Raw genomic sequence first — 17,215 nt, forward strand, 5'->3', positions numbered from 1 at the left:
CCGACGCGGGCGCCAAGCCGGCGCCGGGCCCATTAGCCAAGAGATTCGATATGTTGTCTGAACAAACTACCCCAGCCCACTGGCTGTTGGGCCGCATCACCTGGGACTCGATCCCGATGGCGCACGAGCCCATCGTGCTGTGGACCTTCATCGCGGTGGTCCTGGGTGGCATCGTGATGCTGGCCGGCCTCACCAAGTTCCGTCTGTGGGGCCCGCTGTGGCGCGACTGGATCTGCTCCATCGACCACAAGAAGATCGGCATCATGTACATGATCCTGGGCCTGGTCATGTTCCTGCGCGGCTTCGCCGACGCGGTGATGATGCGCCTGCAGCAGGCCATGGCTGTGGGCGAGAGCATGGGCTACCTGCCGCCGCACCACTACGACCAGATCTTCACGGCCCACGGCGTGATCATGATCTTCTTCGTGGCCATGCCCTTCGTCACGGGCCTGATGAACTACCTCGTGCCGCTGCAGATCGGCGCGCGCGACGTGTCGTTTCCCTTCCTGAACAACTTCAGCTTCTGGATGACCACCGGCGGCGCCGTGCTGGTGATGATCTCGCTGTTCCTGGGCGAGTTCTCCACCTCCGGCTGGCTGGCGCTGTCCAACCTCGGGGCGCAGGACCCTGGCGTGGGTCTGGACTATTACATCTGGGGCCTGCAGATTGCGGGGGTGGGCACCACCTTGTCGGGCATCAACCTGATCGTCACCATCATCAAGATGCGCGCGCCGGGCATGAACCTGATGAAGATGCCCGTGTTCACCTGGACCGCGCTGTGCACCAACGCGCTGATCGTGGCATCGTTCCCAGTGCTGACGGCCGCGCTGGTACTGATGAGCCTGGACCGCTACCTGGGCACCAACTTCTTCACGAACGACCTGGGCGGCAACCCCATGCTGTACGTGAACCTGATCTGGATCTGGGGCCACCCCGAGGTGTACATCCTGATCCTGCCGTGCTTTGGCGTGTTCTCAGAGATCGTGGCCACGTTCAGCCGCAAGCGCCTGTTTGGCTACACCTCCATGGTGTATGCCACGGTGTGTATCACCATCTTGTCGTACCTGGTGTGGCTGCACCACTTCTTCACCATGGGTTCGGGCGCCAGCGTGAACACCTTCTTCGGCATCACCACGATGATCATCTCGATCCCGACGGGCGCCAAGATCTTCAACTGGCTGTTCACCATGTACAAGGGCCGCATCCGCTTCAGCGTGCCCATGCTGTGGACGGTGGGCTTCATGTGCACCTTCGCCATCGGCGGCATGACTGGCGTGCTGCTGGCCGTGCCCCCGGCCGACTTCGTGCTGCACAACAGCCTGTTCCTGGTCGCGCACTTCCACAACGTGATCATCGGCGGCGTGGTGTTCGCCGTGTTCGCTGCCATCAACTTCTGGTTCCCAAAGGCCTTCGGTTTCCGCCTGATCGAGTCCTGGGGCAAGGCATCGTTCTGGTTCTGGTTGACTGGCTTCTGGGTCACGTTCACGCCGCTGTACATCCTGGGCCTGATGGGCATCACACGCCGCGTCAACCATGTGGAAGACGCTTCGCTGCACATCTGGTTCATCATCTCCGCGGTGGGCGTATGCCTGATCGCGGCGGGCATCGCCTGCTTCTTCATCCAGCTGTTCGTGAGCTACCTCAAGCGCGACCAGCTGCGCGACGTGACCGGCGACCCCTGGGACGGCCGCACGCTGGAGTGGGCCACCTCCTCGCCCCCGCCGCAGTACAACTTCGCCTTCACGCCCGTGGCGCACGAGATCGACGCCTGGTGGGACATGAAGAAGCACGGCTACAAGCGCCCGCTGACCGGCTTCCAGCCCGTCCACATGCCCGCCAACACTGGCGCCGGCGTGGTGATCGCCGCGCTGTCCACCGTGTTCGGTTTCGCCATGATCTGGCACATGTGGCCGCTGGCGATCGCCTCGTTCGCCGCGACCGTGCTGGCCTCGATCATCCATACCTTCAACTACAAGCGTGACTACTACATTCCGGCAGCCGAAGTGGCCGCCACGGAAGACGCACGCACCAAGCAGCTTGCCGCAGCCCATGTCTAATACGCACACCCTCCAAGCGGGCGGCACCGCCGCCCTGGCACCGCGCGAGTACCACCTCGCGCATGAGCCCCACCCCGAGAACGGCACGTCCCTGGGCTTCTGGCTCTACCTGATGAGCGACTGTCTCATCTTCGCAGCGCTGTTCGCCACGTACGGCGTGCTGGGTCGCAGCTACGCCGCGGGCCCCACGGGCGCCGAGCTGTTCGACCTGAAGCTGGTGGCCATCAACACGGCCTTCCTGCTGACGTCGTCCATCACCTTCGGCTTTGCCATGCTGCAAAAGCAGGCGGGCAACGCGCGCGGCACGCTGGCTTGGCTGGCCGTCACCGGCCTGCTGGGCCTGGCCTTCCTGGGCGTGGAGCTGTATGAGTTCGCACACCTGATCCACCAGGGCGCGACACCCCAGCGCAGCGCGTTCCTGTCGGCCTTCTTCACGCTGGTGGGCACGCACGGACTGCACGTGACCTTCGGCCTGATCTGGCTGGTGACATTGATGATTCAGATCAGCAAGCACGGCCTGATCCATGAAAACAAGCGCCGCCTGAACTGCCTGTCCATGTTTTGGCACTTCCTGGACGTGGTCTGGATCGGCGTCTTCACCTTTGTGTACCTGATGGGGGTGCTGTAAATGAGCGCACACGAAATTCACGCCGGCCACGACGACCATGGCCACGACCATGACGACCTGCACGTCACCAAGGGGGACTACGTCAAGGGCTTCATCCTCGCCGTGATCCTCACCGTGATCCCATTCTGGTTGGTCATGGCCGACGTGATCCAGAGCCGCACCACCGCCGTGCTGGTGCTGGGCATCTTCGCCATGGTCCAGGTGGTGGTGCACATGGTGTACTTCCTGCACATGAACGGCAAGATCCAGGGCGGCTGGACGATGCTGTCCACCATCTTCACCATCGTGTTCCTGGCAGTGACCATCATCGGCACGTTGTGGGTCATGTTCCACATGAACGCCAACATGATGCCCGCGCACGCCAACCCCATGGCCGCACAGCACCAGGGCAGCGAGGCACACCAGCCGAAGGCGCCTTGACCGCTCCGACCATGCACGCCCCGGAGCCGCAGCGCACCCGCGCGCACTCCAACCTGACGATGGCGGTGCTCGCTCTGGCGGGCATCGCCTTGTTCGTTGTGTTCTGTGCCCTCGGCTGGTGGCAGGTGGAGCGGCGCACCTGGAAGCTGGCCCTGATGGAACGCGTAGAGCAGCGTCTGCATGCCGCGCCCGTGCCGCTGCCCGCGCGCGCGCAGTGGCCTGGCGTGGATGCGGCTGGCTTTGAATACCAGCCTGTGCAGGCTGAGGGTCGCTGGCTGGCCAGCAAAACCGTATTGACCCAGGCCACCACGGCGCTCGGCGCGGGTTTCTGGGTCATGACCCCGCTGCAGCTGGACGGCGGCGGCCAGGTGCTCGTCAACCGCGGCTTCATCCCCCAGGCGCAGCGCGCCCAGTGGGCCGCTGGCGGCCCCGGCATGCAGGAAGGCGAAACCGTACAGCTGCAGGGCCTGTTGCGCATGAGCGAGCCCGGAGGCGGCTTCCTGCGCCGCAACGACCCCGGGGCGCAGCGCTGGCATTCGCGCGACGTGGCGGCCATCGCCCAGGCCCAAGGCCTGGACGCTGCGGCCCCGTTTTTCATCGACGCGGGCATTCCCGACGCGAACGCCCCAGCGCCGATGGATGCCGAGACTTCCACCACCGCCGGTCCCTGGCCCCGCCCGGGACTGACGGTTGTGCGCTTCCACAACAGCCACCTGGTGTATGCCATCACCTGGTTTGGGCTGGCCGCCATGGTGGCGGCAGCGGCTGCGTATGTGGCACGCTACGAGCTTCGCCTGCGTGCCACCTTGCGCTCCCGATGACCGCATCCGCAAACTCCACCCCCTCCTCCCCGCCCGCCCTGAAGGCGCGCTCGGCCGATGCCGCGGCCGGGCTGAAAAACCTGCACCAGCTCATCCAGTTGCGCTGGATCGCCGTGGTGGGCCAGGTGTTCACCATCGAGGTGGCGCACTACGTGCTGCAACTTCCCCTGCCCCTGCGCGAGATGCTCATGGTCGTGGGCTGCCTGGTGCTCTACAACGCGGTGAGCTTCGTGCGCTGGCGCACCGGCCGCGGCGTGCGCAATGTGGAGCTGTTTCTGGCGCTGTTGGTGGACGTGGCCGTGCTCACCGTGCAGCTATATCTGAGCGGGGGCATCCGCAACCCATTCGTCTTTCTGTACCTGCTGCAGGTGGCGCTGGGCGCGGCGCTGCTGCGCAGCGCCTACATCTGGACCATGGTGCTCATCACCGCAGCCTGCTTTGCGCTGCTGGCGCATTACAGCGTGCCATTGCAGCTGGCGCCCGACTTCGCGCGCGGGCTGGGCAGTCCCTACGTGCTGGGCCTGCTGGTGTGCTTCATGCTCAACGCGGCGCTGGTGGTGATCTTCATCAGCCGCATCGGCCAGAACCTGCGCCAGCGGGACGCGCGTCTGGCCGCCATACGTCAACGCGCCGCCGAGGAAGAGCACGTGGTGCGCATGGGGCTGCTGGCTTCAGGCGCGGCCCATGAGCTAGGCACGCCGCTGGCCACCATGGCGGTGATCCTGGGGGACTGGAAGCGTGACACTGCATTGGCCGCCAACCCCGCGCTGCAGGAAGACGTGGCCGAGATGCAGGCGCAGGTGCAGCGCTGCAAGACCATCGTCAGCGGCATCCTGATGTCCGCCGGCGAGACGCGCGGCGAGGCATCGGCGCAGACCACCGTGTGTCAATTCCTGGACTCACTCGCCAGCGAGTGGCAGGCCACGCGCTCGGTTGACGAGTTCACCTATGACAACCGCTTCGGCCAGGACACCCCTATGGTGTCCGATGTCACGCTGCAGCAAATGGTTTTCAATGTGTTGGACAATGCCCGCGACGCATCGCCCCACCGGGTCGGCCTGGTGGCCGAGCGTGATCAAGACCTGCTGCGCATTACCGTCACAGACAATGGCCCCGGCTTCGCGCCGGCCATGCTGTCGCAGTTCGGCAAGCCCTACCAGTCCAGCAAGGGCCGCCCCGGCGGCGGGCTGGGCCTGTTCCTGGCAATGAACGTGGCGCGCACCCTGGGGGGCACCGTGCAGGCACGCAACCTTCCGGGCGGCGGCGCCCAGGTCACGATCACGCTGCCGCTGGCCGCGATTGCGTTGCAGGAGACACCCACGCACCATGGACGCTGAACGCTTGCTGCTCATCGTGGAAGACGACGAGGCCTTCGCGCGCACGCTGGCCCGTTCGTTCGAGCGGCGCGGCTACCGCGTGCTGCACGCCGATAGCCTGGCACAGGCCGAAGCACTGCTGGCCGGGCACACGCCCGACTATGCCGTCGTGGACCTCAAGCTCAAGGGCGAGGCCACAGGCCTGGCCTGCGTTCGGGCATTGCACGCGGCCAACCCGGACATGCTCATCGTCGTGCTCACGGGCTACGCCAGCATTGCCACCGCCGTCGAGGCCGTAAAGCTGGGTGCCTGCCACTACCTGGCCAAGCCATCGAACACCGACGATATCGAGGCCGCCTTCGGCCTTACCGAAGGCAATGCCGACGTGGAACTGACCAACCGCGCCAGCTCCATCAAGACGCTGGAGTGGGAGCGCATCCACGAAGTGCTGGCCGAGACGGGCTTCAACATCTCCGAAGCCGCACGGCGGCTAGGAATGCACCGCCGCACGCTCACGCGCAAGCTGGACAAGCGGCGGGTTTAGCGCATTGAGCGCGCATGGGCTGTCATCGGCCTGAGCCTGCCTTTACGAAGGGCGACTGATGGGGAGGCTGTCGCCGTATACATTCAGGATGCTTGAAGCGCGTTGTTTGAGATGGAAGACCTGCCCAAGATCCTCGTCGGCCAATATGACAGCCCCGTCACGCGCCGTGTCGCCATCGCGCTGCATCACTACGGCATCCCCTTCACCCGCGATACGCGATCCATCTTTGGCGATGCGGCAGCAATCGGGGGGATCAGCCCGCTGACCCGCATCCCGGCCCTCGTCCTCGACGATGTCGAAGTGCTGATCGACAGCGCATCCATCCTGGATCATCTCGATGAGCAGGCAGGCGACGCGGCGCTGATCCCCCGCTCCGGCCCCCAACGCCGGCGCGTTCTCCAGATGACGGCACTGGCGCAAGGCACCCTCGAAAAGGTCGCGGCTGTGGTGTACGAGAGGCACTTTCACCCCCCGAACACCGCAGCGCCGTCTGGCTGGATCGCTGCCTTGGCCAGGCACGCGCTGGTCTCGACGAACTGACCAAACGCCTTGCCACACCGTATGCCTGCGGGGCGGTACTCACCCATGCCGATGTCATGATCACCACGCTGATCTGGTACATGCAGGACCGGATGGATGAAGTGCTGTCACCGTCCGTCCACGCCGCGCTGATCTCACTGGCCGAACACTGTGAAGCGCTGCCCGCCTTCCGTGCCGCCGCCCCGAGCGATCTCGAGGCGATGCCACGAAGCTAGGGCCTGTTGGCACGGAATGTGAACAGGCCCTCGTCTTGGATATACCTGTTCATGGCTCCAATATCCAAGGGAAAGCCGGGCGCACGCGGCGTTGAGCAAAGGTTCGTCGCGTCGGATTCGCGTCCGGCACAAGCCGCTGGGTGCCAAACTCCGCCACCAGCGAGCAGTCCGCTATCGCCCCAGCCTCGCAACCCTACGTCACACACCCCTCCTAATCCTCCCAGCTGCCACCGCCGACAACGCAAAGCAACCGCCCCAAAGACCCCATCCCGGTCATTACCCACGCGCCCCACCCTCACCCCGCACATCAGCGAAAATTACAGGCTATGACCCTCAAAGCCCCCGAACTGCTGCTGCCCGCCGGCTCGCTCGACAAGATGCGTGCGGCGTACGACTTCGGCGCCGATGCCATCTACGCCGGCCAGCCGCGCTACAGCCTGCGTGCGCGCAACAACGAGTTCCGCCTGGAGCAGATCGCCCAGGGCATCCAGGAGGCGCACGCGCGGGGCAAGAAGTTCTTCGTCACCAGCAACCTGATCGCGCACAACGACAAGGTGCGCACCTACCTGCGCGACATCGAGCCCGTCATCGAGTGCAAGCCCGACGCCTTCATCATGGCCGACCCCGGCCTGATCATGATGGTCAAGGAAAAGTGGCCCGAGACCGAGATCCATCTCTCGGTGCAGGCCAACACCACCAACTACGCCACGGTGAAGTTCTGGCAGAAGGCGGGCGTGTCGCGCATCATCCTCTCGCGCGAACTGAGCCTGGACGAGATCGAGAAGATCCGCCAGGAATGCCCTGACATGGAGATCGAGGTCTTCGTGCACGGCGCGCTGTGCATTGCCTACTCGGGCCGCTGCCTGCTCAGCGGCTACTTCAACCGGCGCGACCCCAACCAGGGCACCTGCACCAACGCCTGCCGCTGGGAATACAAGACCCACGACGCGGCGGTGGACCCCAACACCGGCGAAGCGCTGGCCACGTCCATGGAGCAGGGTTTCAACTTCGAACAGGCGCGCGAGGAAGCCGACAGCCAGTTCACCAGCACCTGCGGCAGCGGCCAGCGCCACCCCAAGGCCGACCAGGTCTACCTGATCGAGGAGATCGGCCGCCCCGGCGAACTGATGCCCATCATGGAGGATGAGCACGGCACCTACATCATGAACTCCAAGGACCTGCGCGCCGTGGAGCATGTGGAGCGCCTGGTGAAGATCGGCGTGGATTCGCTCAAGATCGAGGGCCGCACCAAGAGCCTGTACTACGTGGCGCGTACCGCCCAGGTGTACCGCCGCGCGATCGACGACGCGGTGGCGGGCCGCCCGTTCAACCCGCACCTGATCACCGAGCTGGAAGGCCTGGCCAACCGCGGCTACACCGGCGGCCTGCTGGAGCGCCGCCCGGCCAACGACTACCAGAACTACGAGACCGGCAACAGCGTGCTGCAGCGCGCCCACTTTGTCGGCCAGGTGCGCGGCTACGCCGACGGCATGGCCGAGGTCGAGACCATGAACCGCTTCGCCGTGGGCGACACGCTGGAGGTGATCCACCCCAGCGGCAACCGCACGGTGCAGCTCACGCAGATGTTCAAACTGGACGGCGAAAGCGTGCAGGTGGCGCCGGGCAATCCGCTGCGTGTGCGCATTCCGATCGACGGCCCGGTGGAAGGCGCGCTCATCGCGCGATTGCTGCAGCCTTCCTGAAACCATAGCTGGCAGCGCCCGTCCACAGGGCGTTTCAGGTAGATTTGATACCAAAACGCCCAGCCATCAAGCGCGAGCAGCTCCTCTTTTTGCAAAGGCCCCGGCGGGGCCTTTGCCCATTTCTTGCCCCGCCCCATACCAAGAACCCATGAATCCTGAAGACATCGTCGTCCTGCCCGAACTCAAGGCCTACATCGACCCGCTCACGCCCGAGGAGCACGACGCGCTGGAGCGCAGCATCCTCGCAGAGGGCTGCCGCGACGCGCTGGTGCTGTGGGGCAACATCCTCGTGGACGGCCACAACCGCTTCGGCATCTGCCACAAGCACGGCCTGCCCTTCCAGACGGTGCAGAACACCCGCTTTCAGAACATGGAGGACGTGCACCTGTGGATGATCGACCAGCACCTGGGGCGGCGCAGCGTGTCGGAGTTCCAGCGCGGCGTGCTGGCACTGCGCAAGCGCGAGATCATTGCCGAGCGCCGCGCCGCGGCCGCCGCCGCCGTGGTGGCTGCCAAGGCCGAGGCCGCCCAAGCGCCTGAACAAGCGCCGTGGGAGGGTGACACCGACCCGGTCGTCGCCCAGGCGCTGGCCAGCGTGCCCAAGGTGCCCGAAGACGCGCTGGACACGCGCGAGGCCCTGGCCCGCGCCGCCCGCCTGACGGCAGCCCAGGTCAAGGCCATCGAGACCATCCACCAGAACGCAGCGCCGGAAGTGGTGGCCGCCGTCAAGTCGGGCGAACTGTCCTTGAACGCCGCAGCCGTGGTGGCCACCCTGCCGGTGGACGAGCAAAAGAGCGCCGCGGCCGGCGGCGCGCAGGAACTCAAGCAGGCCGCCAAGCGCGTGCGCGATGGCAAGAAAAAACCAAAGGCCGATGCCGCCGCAACGGAGGCCGACGGCACCGCCGGGCCGGAATCGACGGCCGCCTCCGACACCGCAAAGCTGCAGCAGCGCGTGGCGGAACTGGAGGCCGAAAACGAGCGCCTGCGCCAACAGGTCAAGGCCCTGCAAGACCTGCTGGCCGAGCAGGGCTGAGTAACCGTCTTCGAAGTCAAGCGCAATGAAGCGACTTGTCCCAAGGTTTTCCAGTGCGCACCATGGCGTTGAGCGTGGTGAGCAACTTGCGCATGCAAGCGACCAGGGCGACCTTGGGCAACTTGCCAGCGGCCTTCAGACGCTCGTAGAAGGCCTTGATGGCCGGGTTGTAGCGGGTGGCCGTGAGCGTTGCCATGTACAGCACGCGGCGGATCTCGAAGCGCCCGCCTTGTACGCGCCGCCTGCCCTTGCTGCCGCCGGAGTCATTGGCCATGGGCGCCACGCCCACCAATGCAGCGATCTCGCGCCGGTTCAGCCGGCCCAGCTCTGGCAGCTCGGCAATCATCGTGGCACTGGCCACCGGGCCGACTCCCGCAGCCGACTGCAGCAGCGTGTCGAGCTCCCCAAAGTGCTCGCGCACATGCGTGACCATCTGCTCTTCGATCTCATCGAGCTGCGCCTTGATCGCCGCCTCGATGGCCTCGATGCTGGCGTGCAGCTTCTTGGGCGTGATCTGCAGCCGTTGGCGCTCCGAATGGAGCATGGTCAGCAACTGGCGCCTGCGCGTGACCAGGGCCGCGAGCCACTGCTGGCGCTCATCGGCCAGGGGGCGCAAGAAGCGCTGCAGATCGTCGCGGCGCAGCAGCACCGCTGCCAGCTCGGCCAGCGTGCGCGCATCCACCGCGTCGGTCTTGGCCAGGCGTCCCATGGATTTGGCGAAGTCGCGCGCCTGGCGCGGGTTGATGACCGCCACGGGCAGGCCTGTGGCCTGCAGGGCACACGCTAACGCGGCCTCGTAGCCGCCGGTGGCCTCCATCACCACCAGACCCACGTCCAGGGGCTGCAGGACAGCCGCCAGCGCCGAGTGGCCTTCGGCATCGTTGTCAAACCGCTGGGCGCTGCTCTTGGCACCCAGCACACAGACATCCACGTGCGCCTTGGCCACGTCGATGCCCACCGTCACTGAGGTAACAGACATGATCTTCAGATCCCTTGCTTGTGCATGCGCGCTCAATCAAGGCGCGCGTAACCGTTCGGGCTTCACGAAGACCAGCGCGGCGGCCATGCGTTCTGTACTCAGTCACGGGCTCTATCACCCCAGCGCCTACCAAACTGCACGGGCCGGTCTGGCCGCCTCAACGGCGTTCAGACTCTACCGCGCTGGTCTGGTTTAAAGATACAAGCGCCCGTCAGGAGACTGCCGCGCGCACGCCCTGCACCGCCACGCGTGCGCGGCGCAGCGCCATCCACTGCAGTTCCGCCAGGGCCAGCACGGCCACCGCCTGCACGGCCACATAGGCCTGGCCCCAGCCGCCGGTCACCCACGTCGTACCCCACAGCACCACTGCGCTGGCCAGCACCCACAGGAAATTGCCCGCCACCAGCAGCGCCAGCGCGCCGCCGGCTGCCTCGCGCCGCAGGGCCAGCGACCCGGCCAGCAGCACGAAAGGCAGCAGCAGCCAGCCGCTGGCCAACAGCAACCGGGGCGACATGCCCAGCCATTCAGCCAGCGGCGCTGCCGCCGCCAGGTGCAGCGCCGCCATGCCGGCGCCTGCGGCGGCATCGGCCCAGAGCACGCGGCGCAGGCCGCCGGGGGACGTGAAAGCATCGATGAAGGCCATGGTGTGATCTCCTGAGGGGTTGAACATGGCCTGCATCGTCGGCACGCGGCGGCTGCGCGTCCATGACCTGACAGGTCATGCCCACGCCGCGCGGCCGACCCTACCATGCAGGCCATGCACCACGCTCCCGCCCTATCGACACCCGCGCCTTTTGGAGAACGCCTGCGCCACTGGCGCCAGCGCCGGCGCTTGAGCCAACTGGACCTGGCACACGCGGCCGAGGTGTCTACGCGCCACCTGAGCTGCGTGGAAACGGGCCGCGCCAGCCCCAGCCGCGACATGGTGCTGCGCCTGGCCCATCGCCTGGACGTGCCCCTGCGCGAGCGCAACGCGCTGCTGGTGGCCGCGGGCTATGCCCCGATGTACCGCGAACGCCCGCTCGATGCGCCCGAGATGGCCGATGCGCGCGCGGCGGTGCAGCGCATTTTGGACTGCCACGAACCCTGGCCGGCGCTGGCGATGGACCGGCACTGGAACCTGCTCATGGCCAACCGCATCGTGCCCCTGCTGCTGTCCGGCGTGGACGCCGAGCTGCTGCAGCCGCCCGTGAACGTGCTGCGCCTCAGCCTGCACCCGGAGGGCCTGGCACCGCGCATCGCCAACCTGGCGCAATGGCGCGCGCACCTGCTGGAGCGGTTGCGCCAGCAGATCCACGAGAGCAACGACCCGGTGCTGGCCGCCCTGCTGCAGGAACTGCAGGCCTACCCTTTGCCGCCTGCCAGCCCACCGATGCCGGGCGAGCACCTGGGCGTGCTCATGCCGTTCGAGTTCCGCACGCCGGCCGGCACGCTCCAGCTGGTGAGCACCACCACGGTGTTCGGCTCGCCCGTCGACGTGACGCTGCAGGAGCTGGCGCTGGAAACGTTCTTCCCCGCCGACGACGCCAGCGCCGCCGCACTGCGCGCGCTGGCCGCGGCCTGAACGGCACCGTCTCCCGGGTCGTGACCACGGTCTCGGCGTGCGACATCCCCCGTTGCTCGGGCACACGCGGCGCGAGCATTTAAGTGAAAATGGCCGCTAACGCAGCACCAGCAAGCGCCAACAGCTATCAATTAATGAGCAAAAGAAAACCCCCGCCAGGCATGCGCCCTGCGGGGGTTGACGGGAGGGGCCGCGCCGCGGCCCGGGCCTCAGCCGGCGATCAGGCCGTCACGCCCTTGGCGACCTCTGCATATTCCTCGATCTGGTCGAAGTTCATGTAGCGGTACACGCTGGCCTTGTCGGCATCGATCACGCCCATTTCCTGGAGGTATTCCTCCTTGGTGGGCAGCTTGCCCAGGCGCGAGGCGATGGCGGCCAGCTCGGCCGAGCCCAGGAACACGTTGGTGTTCTTGCCCAGGCGGTTGGGGAAGTTGCGGGTGGAGGTAGAGATCACCGTCGCACCTTCACGCACTTGGGCCTGGTTGCCCATGCACAGCGAGCAGCCGGGCATTTCGGTACGCGCACCAGCCGTGCCGAAGGCGGCGTAGTGGCCTTCCTTGATCAGCTCGCTCTGGTCCATCTTGGTGGGCGGAGCCACCCACAGCTTGACCGGAATGTCGCGCTGGCCGCCCAGCAGCTTGGCCGCAGCGCGGAAGTGGCCGATGTTGGTCATGCACGAGCCGATGAAGGCCTCGTCGATCTTGGTGCCGGCCACTTCGGACAGGAACTTGGCATCGTCCGGATCGTTCGGGCAGCAGACGATGGGCTCCTTGATGTCGGCCAGGTCGATCTCGATCACGGCGGCGTATTCGGCGTCCTTGTCGGCTTCGAGCAGGTCGGGCTTGGCGAGCCAGGCTTCCACCTTCTCGATGCGGCGCTGCAGCGTCTTCGCGTCCTGGTAACCATCGGCGATCATGTTCTTCATCAGCACGATGTTGGAGCGCAGGTACTCCTTGATCGGCTCGGGGTTGAGCTTGATCGTGCAGCCGGCGGCGGAACGCTCGGCCGAGGCGTCGGACAGCTCGAAGGCTTGCTCCACCTTCAGGTCCGGCAGGCCCTCGATTTCGAGGATCTTGCCCGAGAAGATGTTCTTCTTGCCGGCCTTGGCCACGGTCAGCAGGCCCGCCTTGATGGCGTACAGCGGGATCGCGTGCACCAGGTCGCGCAGCGTCACGCCGGGCTGCATCTCACCCTTGAAGCGCACCAGCACCGACTCGGGCATGTCCAGCGGCATCACGCCGGTGGCAGCGCCGAAAGCCACGAGGCCCGAGCCTGCGGGGAAGGAAATGCCGATGGGGAAGCGGGTGTGCGAGTCACCGCCGGTGCCCACGGTGTCAGGCAGCAGCAGGCGGTTGAGCCAGCTGTGGATCACGCCGTCGCCGGGGCGCAGAGCCACGCCGCCGCGGTTGCTGATGAAGGCCGGCAGTTCGCGGTGGGTCTTCACGTCCACGGGCTTGGGGTAGGCAGCGGTGTGGCAGAAGGACTGCATCACCAGATCTGCCGAGAAGCCCAGGCAGGCCAGGTCCTTCAGTTCGTCACGCGTCATGGGGCCGGTGGTGTCCTGGCTGCCCACGGTGGTCATCTTGGGCTCACAGTACGTGCCCGGGCGGATGCCCTGGCCTTCGGGCAGGCCGCAGGCGCGGCCGACCATCTTCTGGGCCAGCGTGAAACCGGCATTGGACGCCGCCGGTGCCTGGGGCAGGCGGAACGCGGTCGAGGCGGGCAGGCCCAGGAACTCACGCGCCTTGGCGGTGAGCGAGCGGCCGATGATCAGGTTGATGCGGCCGCCGGCCTGCACTTCGTCCAGCAACACGTCGGACTTGAGCGCAAACTCGGCCACGGTCTCGCCGTTCTTCACGATCTTGCCGTCGTAGGGCAGCACATCGATCACGTCGCCCATCTCCAGCTTGGAAACGTCCACTTCGATCGGCAGAGCGCCGGAGTCTTCCTGTGTGTTGAAGAAGATGGGAGCGATCTTGCCGCCCAGCGTCACGCCACCAAAGCGCTTGTTGGGCACGAAGGGAATGTCCACGCCCGTGCCCCAGATGATGGAGTTGGTGGCGGACTTGCGCGAAGAACCGGTGCCCACCACGTCACCGACGTAGGCAACCAAGTGGCCCTTCTTCTTCAGGTCTTCGATGAACTGCATCGGGCCGCGCTTGCCGTCTTCCTCGGGCTTGAACGCCGCGTCAGGACGCGTGTTCTTGAGCATGGCCAGGTAGTGCAGCGGAATGTCGGGGCGGCTCCAGGCATCGGGTGCGGGCGACAGGTCGTCGGTGTTGGTTTCGCCGGGCACCTTGAACACGGTGACGGTGATTTTCTTCTCGACCTCGGGGCGGCTGGTGAACCACTCGGCATTGGCCCAGCTCTGCATGACCTCCTGGGCCTTGGCGTTGCCGGCCTTGGCCTTGGCGGCCACGTCGTTGAAGAAGTCGAACATCAGCAGCGTCTTCTTCAGCGCTTCGGCAGCCACGGAAGCGACTTCGGCGTCGTCCAGCAGCTCGATCAGAGGGTGCACGTTGTAGCCACCCACCATGGTGCCCAACAGCTCGGTGGCCTTGGCCTTGGAAATCAGGCCGACCGTGATGTCGCCATGGGCGACGGCCGCGAGGAAGGACGCCTTGACCTTGGCTGCGTCGTCCACCCCCGGCGGCACGCGGTGGGTCAGCAAGTCCACCAGGAAAGCCTCCTCGCCAGCGGGCGGGTTCTTGATCAGCTCGATCAGTTCGGCCGTCTGCTTGGCATCGAGCGGCAGCGGCGGGATGCCCAATGCAGCGCGCTCGGCCACATGGTCGCGGTAGGCTTTCAACATGTATTCTTTCTCCGGGATAGTCTAGGTTTTCAAAGTGGGGCGACAACCGGCCGGCCACACTGGCGCACACGGCAGGCGTGCACTGCGTGGCCCCGCCGGCAGGCGGCTCTAGGTTTACTTGGCGGCCGGGTTGTCCAGCAGGCTTTGCGGCGGGTTCTTCTTGATGGCCTCGGCCACCACCACCTGCTGCGGGCTCATGCATTCGTCAGCCATGCGCTGGCCCTGCTTCTGGTTCATGAGCATGGATTTGTTGGCGATCTGCACCCACACGGCACCCGCGCGCTGGTCTTCCAGGCGCACCGCGCCGGTGGTGGTGGCTACCGGGGCCATGTGGTACTTGAAGCCCTTGCCTTCCACATGGAAGCGCCCGGGCGACTGCGTATCGGCCTCGATGCTCACGAACGCGCCCAGTTCGCACGCCATGCGTCCCGTGTACACGCGCTCGGCGATCTGCAGTTCTTCGGGAGTGAGCGCCGCCTCGGCCGCAGCCAGGCCCGACGCCACCTGCACGGCACCGCTGTGCAGGCGCGTGCGGCTGCTGGTGGGCGATGCCTTGGCGACGGTGTCGCTCTTCTTCTCGGCCTTGGGCTTGGTCGCCTTGGCGGAGGTGCTCTTCGCCGCAGGCTTGGCGCTGCTCTTCTTGGCCTCGGCGGGGGCGGCGGGCTTGGTCGCCGTCTGCGCCGTGGTGAGGGCGGGCGCCAACAGTATCAATGCGGAAGCGATGAGGGTCTTCATGGTGACTCCTGCGGGGAAAGAATGAATGGAAGGCAGATGGGGCGAAAAGAATACCCGTATCAGGTGGACGTGGTCTCAGCCTTGGCAAACCAGCCCTGCGCCTCGGCGGGCAGCATGCGGCCGGTCTGGTGTGCACGCTCGAGTACCTGCCAGAAATAGCGGTAGCTTGCGCGGTCGTGCAGTACGCCCTCCTCGCTGATGGGAGCCCAGTCAGCCTGGATGGCGGCAGAAATGATGCGGCTGGCCCGCGCGATTTCCGCACCTTCCGGTGCGAAAGCCGCCAGGATGGGCCGGATCTGCGCGGGGTGGATGCTCCACATGCGCGTGTAGCCGAACTGGCGCGCAGCCCTGCCGGCCGCGGCCTGCATGGCGTCGGGATCGCTGAATTCAGTAACCACGCAGTGCGATGGCACCTTGCCATTGGCATGGCAGGCGGCGGAGATCTCCAGCTTGGCACGCACGACGAGCGGATGCTCGAACTGCCCGGTGGACGTCATGCCCGAGGCGGGAATCGCACCGCCATGGGCGGAAACGAAGTCCATCAGGCCGAAGCTCAGGCTCTGGATGCGCGGGTGCGCGGCGATCTCGAAGGCCCGGTGCACGGCAGCGGGAGACTCGATAAGGGCGTGCAGCGGCAGATGGCTGGCGCCTGCGGCCTCCAGCGCTCGCTCGGCTGCGAGCACGTCGTCCACGGTTTCCACCTTGGGCAGCATGATGTGGCACAGGTGTTGCCCCGCCTCACCGGCGATGATGGCCATGTCCTGCGCGAAGGCGGGGTGGTCGACCGTGTGCACACGTGCCGCCACGCGCGCGCCGGCCCCGGCTTCGCGCGCCAGGCGTGCCACCAGCATGGCGTGCTCGCGCTCCTGCCCCACGGGCGCGCCGTCCTCGCAGTCGAGCGTCACGTCAAACACGCAATGGCCAAACTCGGCAAGCAGCTCCTGCTGCAGTTGCAGGCTCTTGCGCATGCGCACTTCCACGCCGCTGTAGTGGTCGCATACGGGGATCGCATGGGCGCCCGCCTGAGCGCCCAGCAGGACTTCAGCGGGATGGGCAGCGGACGAGGTCATGGGGCACGCTGGGCAACGATGAACAAACGGGGAAACGCAAACAGCCGATGGCCATCCGCGCGCTCGGTATAGGCCTCGCCAATGCGCTGCGTGTAGGCTTGCAGATACGCATCCCGCAACACGGCGGGGAGCGGATCAAGGAAGGGTTTCAGGCCTGTGGACTCCAGCCACTCAACGATAGTCTGGACCGAAGGCATGACATGGCGGTACGCGGTGTGCCAGATATCGACCCGGCAGGCCATGGGCGCGAGAAGGTCGTAATAAGCCTCCACCGACAACAGCGCCGCGCGCTGGTCCGCGGCATGCGCCAGCTGATCACGCCACGCAGACTGGCTCGCCAGCTCGCGCATGAGCTGGTGCGACGGCTGGTCGAGGTTGTCGGGCATCTGCACCGCCAGGACACCGCCGGGTGCCAGGCAGCGCATCAACCGGGCGAACAGCCCGGCATGCCCTGCCACCCACTGCAGGGAGGCGTTGGCAAAAATCAAATCGGGCGCCACGGTGGGCGCCCAGTCGGCAATGTCGGCCTGCACGAAGGGCACACCGGGCAAACGCTTGCGCGCACTGGCCAGCATCGCTTCGGAGTTGTCCAGAGCGATGAGTTGCGACTGCGGGAACCGCTCCAGCAGCAATTGCGTGGAATTGCCATTCCCGCAGCCCAAGTCCACGATGTGGCGGGGTGCGGGATGGGAGACCCGCGCCAGCAACTCGACAGCCGGGCGTGTGTGCTCGCTCTCGAAGCGCTGGTAGAGCGCGGGATCCCAGTCGTGCATGGAGA

The 17,215-nt window shown here is 66.2% G+C and carries 17 protein-coding genes and 1 pseudogene; 12 read left to right on the plus strand and 6 right to left on the minus strand.

What is annotated here, in order from left to right:
• Positions 1-50 precede the first annotated feature (50 nt).
• The 11 genes and pseudogenes from cyoB to K2L43_RS11855 all read left to right on the plus strand — a co-directional run bounded on the left by cyoB (position 51) and on the right by K2L43_RS11855 (position 9,277).
• On the plus strand, positions 51-2,057 hold the full coding sequence (cyoB, locus tag K2L43_RS11815; protein WP_220637614.1) for a cytochrome o ubiquinol oxidase subunit I: 2,007 nt from the start codon (positions 51-53) through the stop codon (positions 2,055-2,057).
• On the plus strand, positions 2,050-2,685 hold the full coding sequence (gene cyoC, locus K2L43_RS11820) for a cytochrome o ubiquinol oxidase subunit III (RefSeq protein ID WP_220637615.1): 636 nt from the start codon (positions 2,050-2,052) through the stop codon (positions 2,683-2,685). The genes cyoB and cyoC overlap by 8 nt, the downstream gene beginning before the upstream one ends.
• Positions 2,686-3,105: a cytochrome o ubiquinol oxidase subunit IV gene (gene cyoD, locus K2L43_RS11825; RefSeq protein ID WP_103738440.1), complete on the plus strand. Its 420-nt coding sequence runs from the start codon at positions 2,686-2,688 to the stop codon at positions 3,103-3,105.
• Positions 3,106-3,116: 11 nt separating this feature from the next.
• Positions 3,117-3,926: an SURF1 family protein gene (locus tag K2L43_RS11830; RefSeq protein ID WP_011805935.1), complete on the plus strand. Its 810-nt coding sequence runs from the start codon at positions 3,117-3,119 to the stop codon at positions 3,924-3,926.
• Positions 3,923-5,263, plus strand: coding sequence for an ATP-binding protein (locus K2L43_RS11835; protein ID WP_220637616.1), 1,341 nt, complete (start codon positions 3,923-3,925; stop codon positions 5,261-5,263). The genes K2L43_RS11830 and K2L43_RS11835 overlap by 4 nt, the downstream gene beginning before the upstream one ends.
• Complete coding sequence (locus K2L43_RS11840) at positions 5,253-5,786, plus strand: response regulator transcription factor (RefSeq protein ID WP_011805937.1); 534 nt, start codon at positions 5,253-5,255, stop codon at positions 5,784-5,786. The genes K2L43_RS11835 and K2L43_RS11840 overlap by 11 nt, the downstream gene beginning before the upstream one ends.
• A gap of 111 nt (positions 5,787-5,897) precedes the next feature.
• Complete coding sequence (locus tag K2L43_RS11845) at positions 5,898-6,326, plus strand: glutathione S-transferase family protein (RefSeq protein ID WP_253940022.1); 429 nt, start codon at positions 5,898-5,900, stop codon at positions 6,324-6,326.
• Positions 6,323-6,379 (plus strand): annotated as a pseudogene (locus tag K2L43_RS19230) (hypothetical protein); the annotation flags it as partial. The gene K2L43_RS11845 and the pseudogene K2L43_RS19230, both read left to right, overlap by 4 nt.
• A 3-nt stretch (positions 6,380-6,382) precedes the next feature.
• Entirely contained in the window at positions 6,383-6,541 is a 159-nt protein-coding gene (locus K2L43_RS19090) for a hypothetical protein (protein WP_370632951.1), read from the plus strand.
• Positions 6,542-6,867: 326 nt separating this feature from the next.
• Positions 6,868-8,244 carry a tRNA 5-hydroxyuridine modification protein YegQ gene (yegQ, locus tag K2L43_RS11850; RefSeq protein WP_011805939.1) on the plus strand — a complete coding sequence of 459 codons (1,377 nt, stop codon included), beginning with the start codon at positions 6,868-6,870 and terminating at the stop codon, positions 8,242-8,244.
• Positions 8,245-8,392: 148 nt separating this feature from the next.
• A complete protein-coding gene (locus K2L43_RS11855; RefSeq protein ID WP_220637617.1) occupies positions 8,393-9,277 on the plus strand; it encodes a plasmid replication/partition related protein in 885 nt (294 codons plus the stop codon).
• Positions 9,278-9,293: 16 nt separating this feature from the next.
• Here the strand turns inward: K2L43_RS11855 and K2L43_RS11860 are convergent, their stop codons facing one another.
• A complete protein-coding gene (locus tag K2L43_RS11860; protein WP_370632952.1) occupies positions 9,294-10,256 on the minus strand; it encodes an IS110 family transposase in 963 nt (320 codons plus the stop codon).
• 211 nt (positions 10,257-10,467) lie between these two features.
• The gene (locus K2L43_RS11865) at positions 10,468-10,899 is read right to left on the minus strand and encodes a hypothetical protein (RefSeq protein WP_011805941.1); all 432 of its coding nucleotides are present in this window, start codon (positions 10,897-10,899) and stop codon (positions 10,468-10,470) included.
• 105 nt (positions 10,900-11,004) lie between these two features.
• Between K2L43_RS11865 and K2L43_RS11870 the strand changes: the two genes are divergently transcribed.
• Positions 11,005-11,820, plus strand: a complete 816-nt coding sequence (locus K2L43_RS11870; protein WP_220637618.1) for a helix-turn-helix domain-containing protein — start codon at positions 11,005-11,007, stop codon at positions 11,818-11,820.
• Between the two features lie 220 nt (positions 11,821-12,040).
• Here K2L43_RS11870 and acnB read toward each other — a convergent pair whose 3' ends face one another.
• From acnB to tam, 4 genes are all read right to left on the minus strand, one after another.
• A complete protein-coding gene (acnB, locus tag K2L43_RS11875) occupies positions 12,041-14,632 on the minus strand; it encodes a bifunctional aconitate hydratase 2/2-methylisocitrate dehydratase (RefSeq protein ID WP_220637619.1) in 2,592 nt (863 codons plus the stop codon).
• Positions 14,633-14,746: 114 nt separating this feature from the next.
• Positions 14,747-15,367: a hypothetical protein gene (locus K2L43_RS11880; RefSeq protein ID WP_135149776.1), complete on the minus strand. Its 621-nt coding sequence runs from the start codon at positions 15,365-15,367 to the stop codon at positions 14,747-14,749.
• Positions 15,368-15,426: 59 nt separating this feature from the next.
• The gene (locus tag K2L43_RS11885; protein WP_196995368.1) at positions 15,427-16,437 is read right to left on the minus strand and encodes a CoA ester lyase; all 1,011 of its coding nucleotides are present in this window, start codon (positions 16,435-16,437) and stop codon (positions 15,427-15,429) included.
• A complete protein-coding gene (tam, locus tag K2L43_RS11890; protein WP_220637620.1) occupies positions 16,434-17,210 on the minus strand; it encodes a trans-aconitate 2-methyltransferase in 777 nt (258 codons plus the stop codon). Before tam ends, K2L43_RS11885 begins: the two co-directional genes overlap by 4 nt.
• Between the last annotated feature and the right edge of the window lie 5 nt (positions 17,211-17,215).

The sequence above is a fragment of the Diaphorobacter sp. MNS-0 genome (genome assembly GCF_019602835.1).
Lineage (GTDB): Bacteria > Pseudomonadota > Gammaproteobacteria > Burkholderiales > Burkholderiaceae_C > Diaphorobacter > Diaphorobacter nitroreducens.

What these genes read in the sequence shown, in the direction of transcription:
- cyoB (WP_220637614.1), top strand. Translation starts at nt 51, where the DNA reads ATGTTGTCTGAACAAACTACCCCAGCCCACTGGCTGTTGGGCCGCATC.
- cyoC (WP_220637615.1), top strand. Translation starts at nt 2,050, where the DNA reads ATGTCTAATACGCACACCCTCCAAGCGGGCGGCACCGCCGCCCTGGCA.
- cyoD (WP_103738440.1), top strand. Translation starts at nt 2,686, where the DNA reads ATGAGCGCACACGAAATTCACGCCGGCCACGACGACCATGGCCACGAC.
- K2L43_RS11830 (WP_011805935.1), top strand. Translation starts at nt 3,117, where the DNA reads ATGCACGCCCCGGAGCCGCAGCGCACCCGCGCGCACTCCAACCTGACG.
- K2L43_RS11835 (WP_220637616.1), top strand. Translation starts at nt 3,923, where the DNA reads ATGACCGCATCCGCAAACTCCACCCCCTCCTCCCCGCCCGCCCTGAAG.
- K2L43_RS11840 (WP_011805937.1), top strand. Translation starts at nt 5,253, where the DNA reads ATGGACGCTGAACGCTTGCTGCTCATCGTGGAAGACGACGAGGCCTTC.
- K2L43_RS11845 (WP_253940022.1), top strand. Translation starts at nt 5,898, where the DNA reads ATGGAAGACCTGCCCAAGATCCTCGTCGGCCAATATGACAGCCCCGTC.
- K2L43_RS19090 (WP_370632951.1), top strand. Translation starts at nt 6,383, where the DNA reads ATGATCACCACGCTGATCTGGTACATGCAGGACCGGATGGATGAAGTG.
- yegQ (WP_011805939.1), top strand. Translation starts at nt 6,868, where the DNA reads ATGACCCTCAAAGCCCCCGAACTGCTGCTGCCCGCCGGCTCGCTCGAC.
- K2L43_RS11855 (WP_220637617.1), top strand. Translation starts at nt 8,393, where the DNA reads ATGAATCCTGAAGACATCGTCGTCCTGCCCGAACTCAAGGCCTACATC.
- K2L43_RS11860 (WP_370632952.1), bottom strand. Translation starts at nt 10,256, where the DNA reads ATGTCTGTTACCTCAGTGACGGTGGGCATCGACGTGGCCAAGGCGCAC.
- K2L43_RS11865 (WP_011805941.1), bottom strand. Translation starts at nt 10,899, where the DNA reads ATGGCCTTCATCGATGCTTTCACGTCCCCCGGCGGCCTGCGCCGCGTG.
- K2L43_RS11870 (WP_220637618.1), top strand. Translation starts at nt 11,005, where the DNA reads ATGCAGGCCATGCACCACGCTCCCGCCCTATCGACACCCGCGCCTTTT.
- acnB (WP_220637619.1), bottom strand. Translation starts at nt 14,632, where the DNA reads ATGTTGAAAGCCTACCGCGACCATGTGGCCGAGCGCGCTGCATTGGGC.
- K2L43_RS11880 (WP_135149776.1), bottom strand. Translation starts at nt 15,367, where the DNA reads ATGAAGACCCTCATCGCTTCCGCATTGATACTGTTGGCGCCCGCCCTC.
- K2L43_RS11885 (WP_196995368.1), bottom strand. Translation starts at nt 16,437, where the DNA reads ATGACCTCGTCCGCTGCCCATCCCGCTGAAGTCCTGCTGGGCGCTCAG.
- tam (WP_220637620.1), bottom strand. Translation starts at nt 17,210, where the DNA reads ATGCACGACTGGGATCCCGCGCTCTACCAGCGCTTCGAGAGCGAGCAC.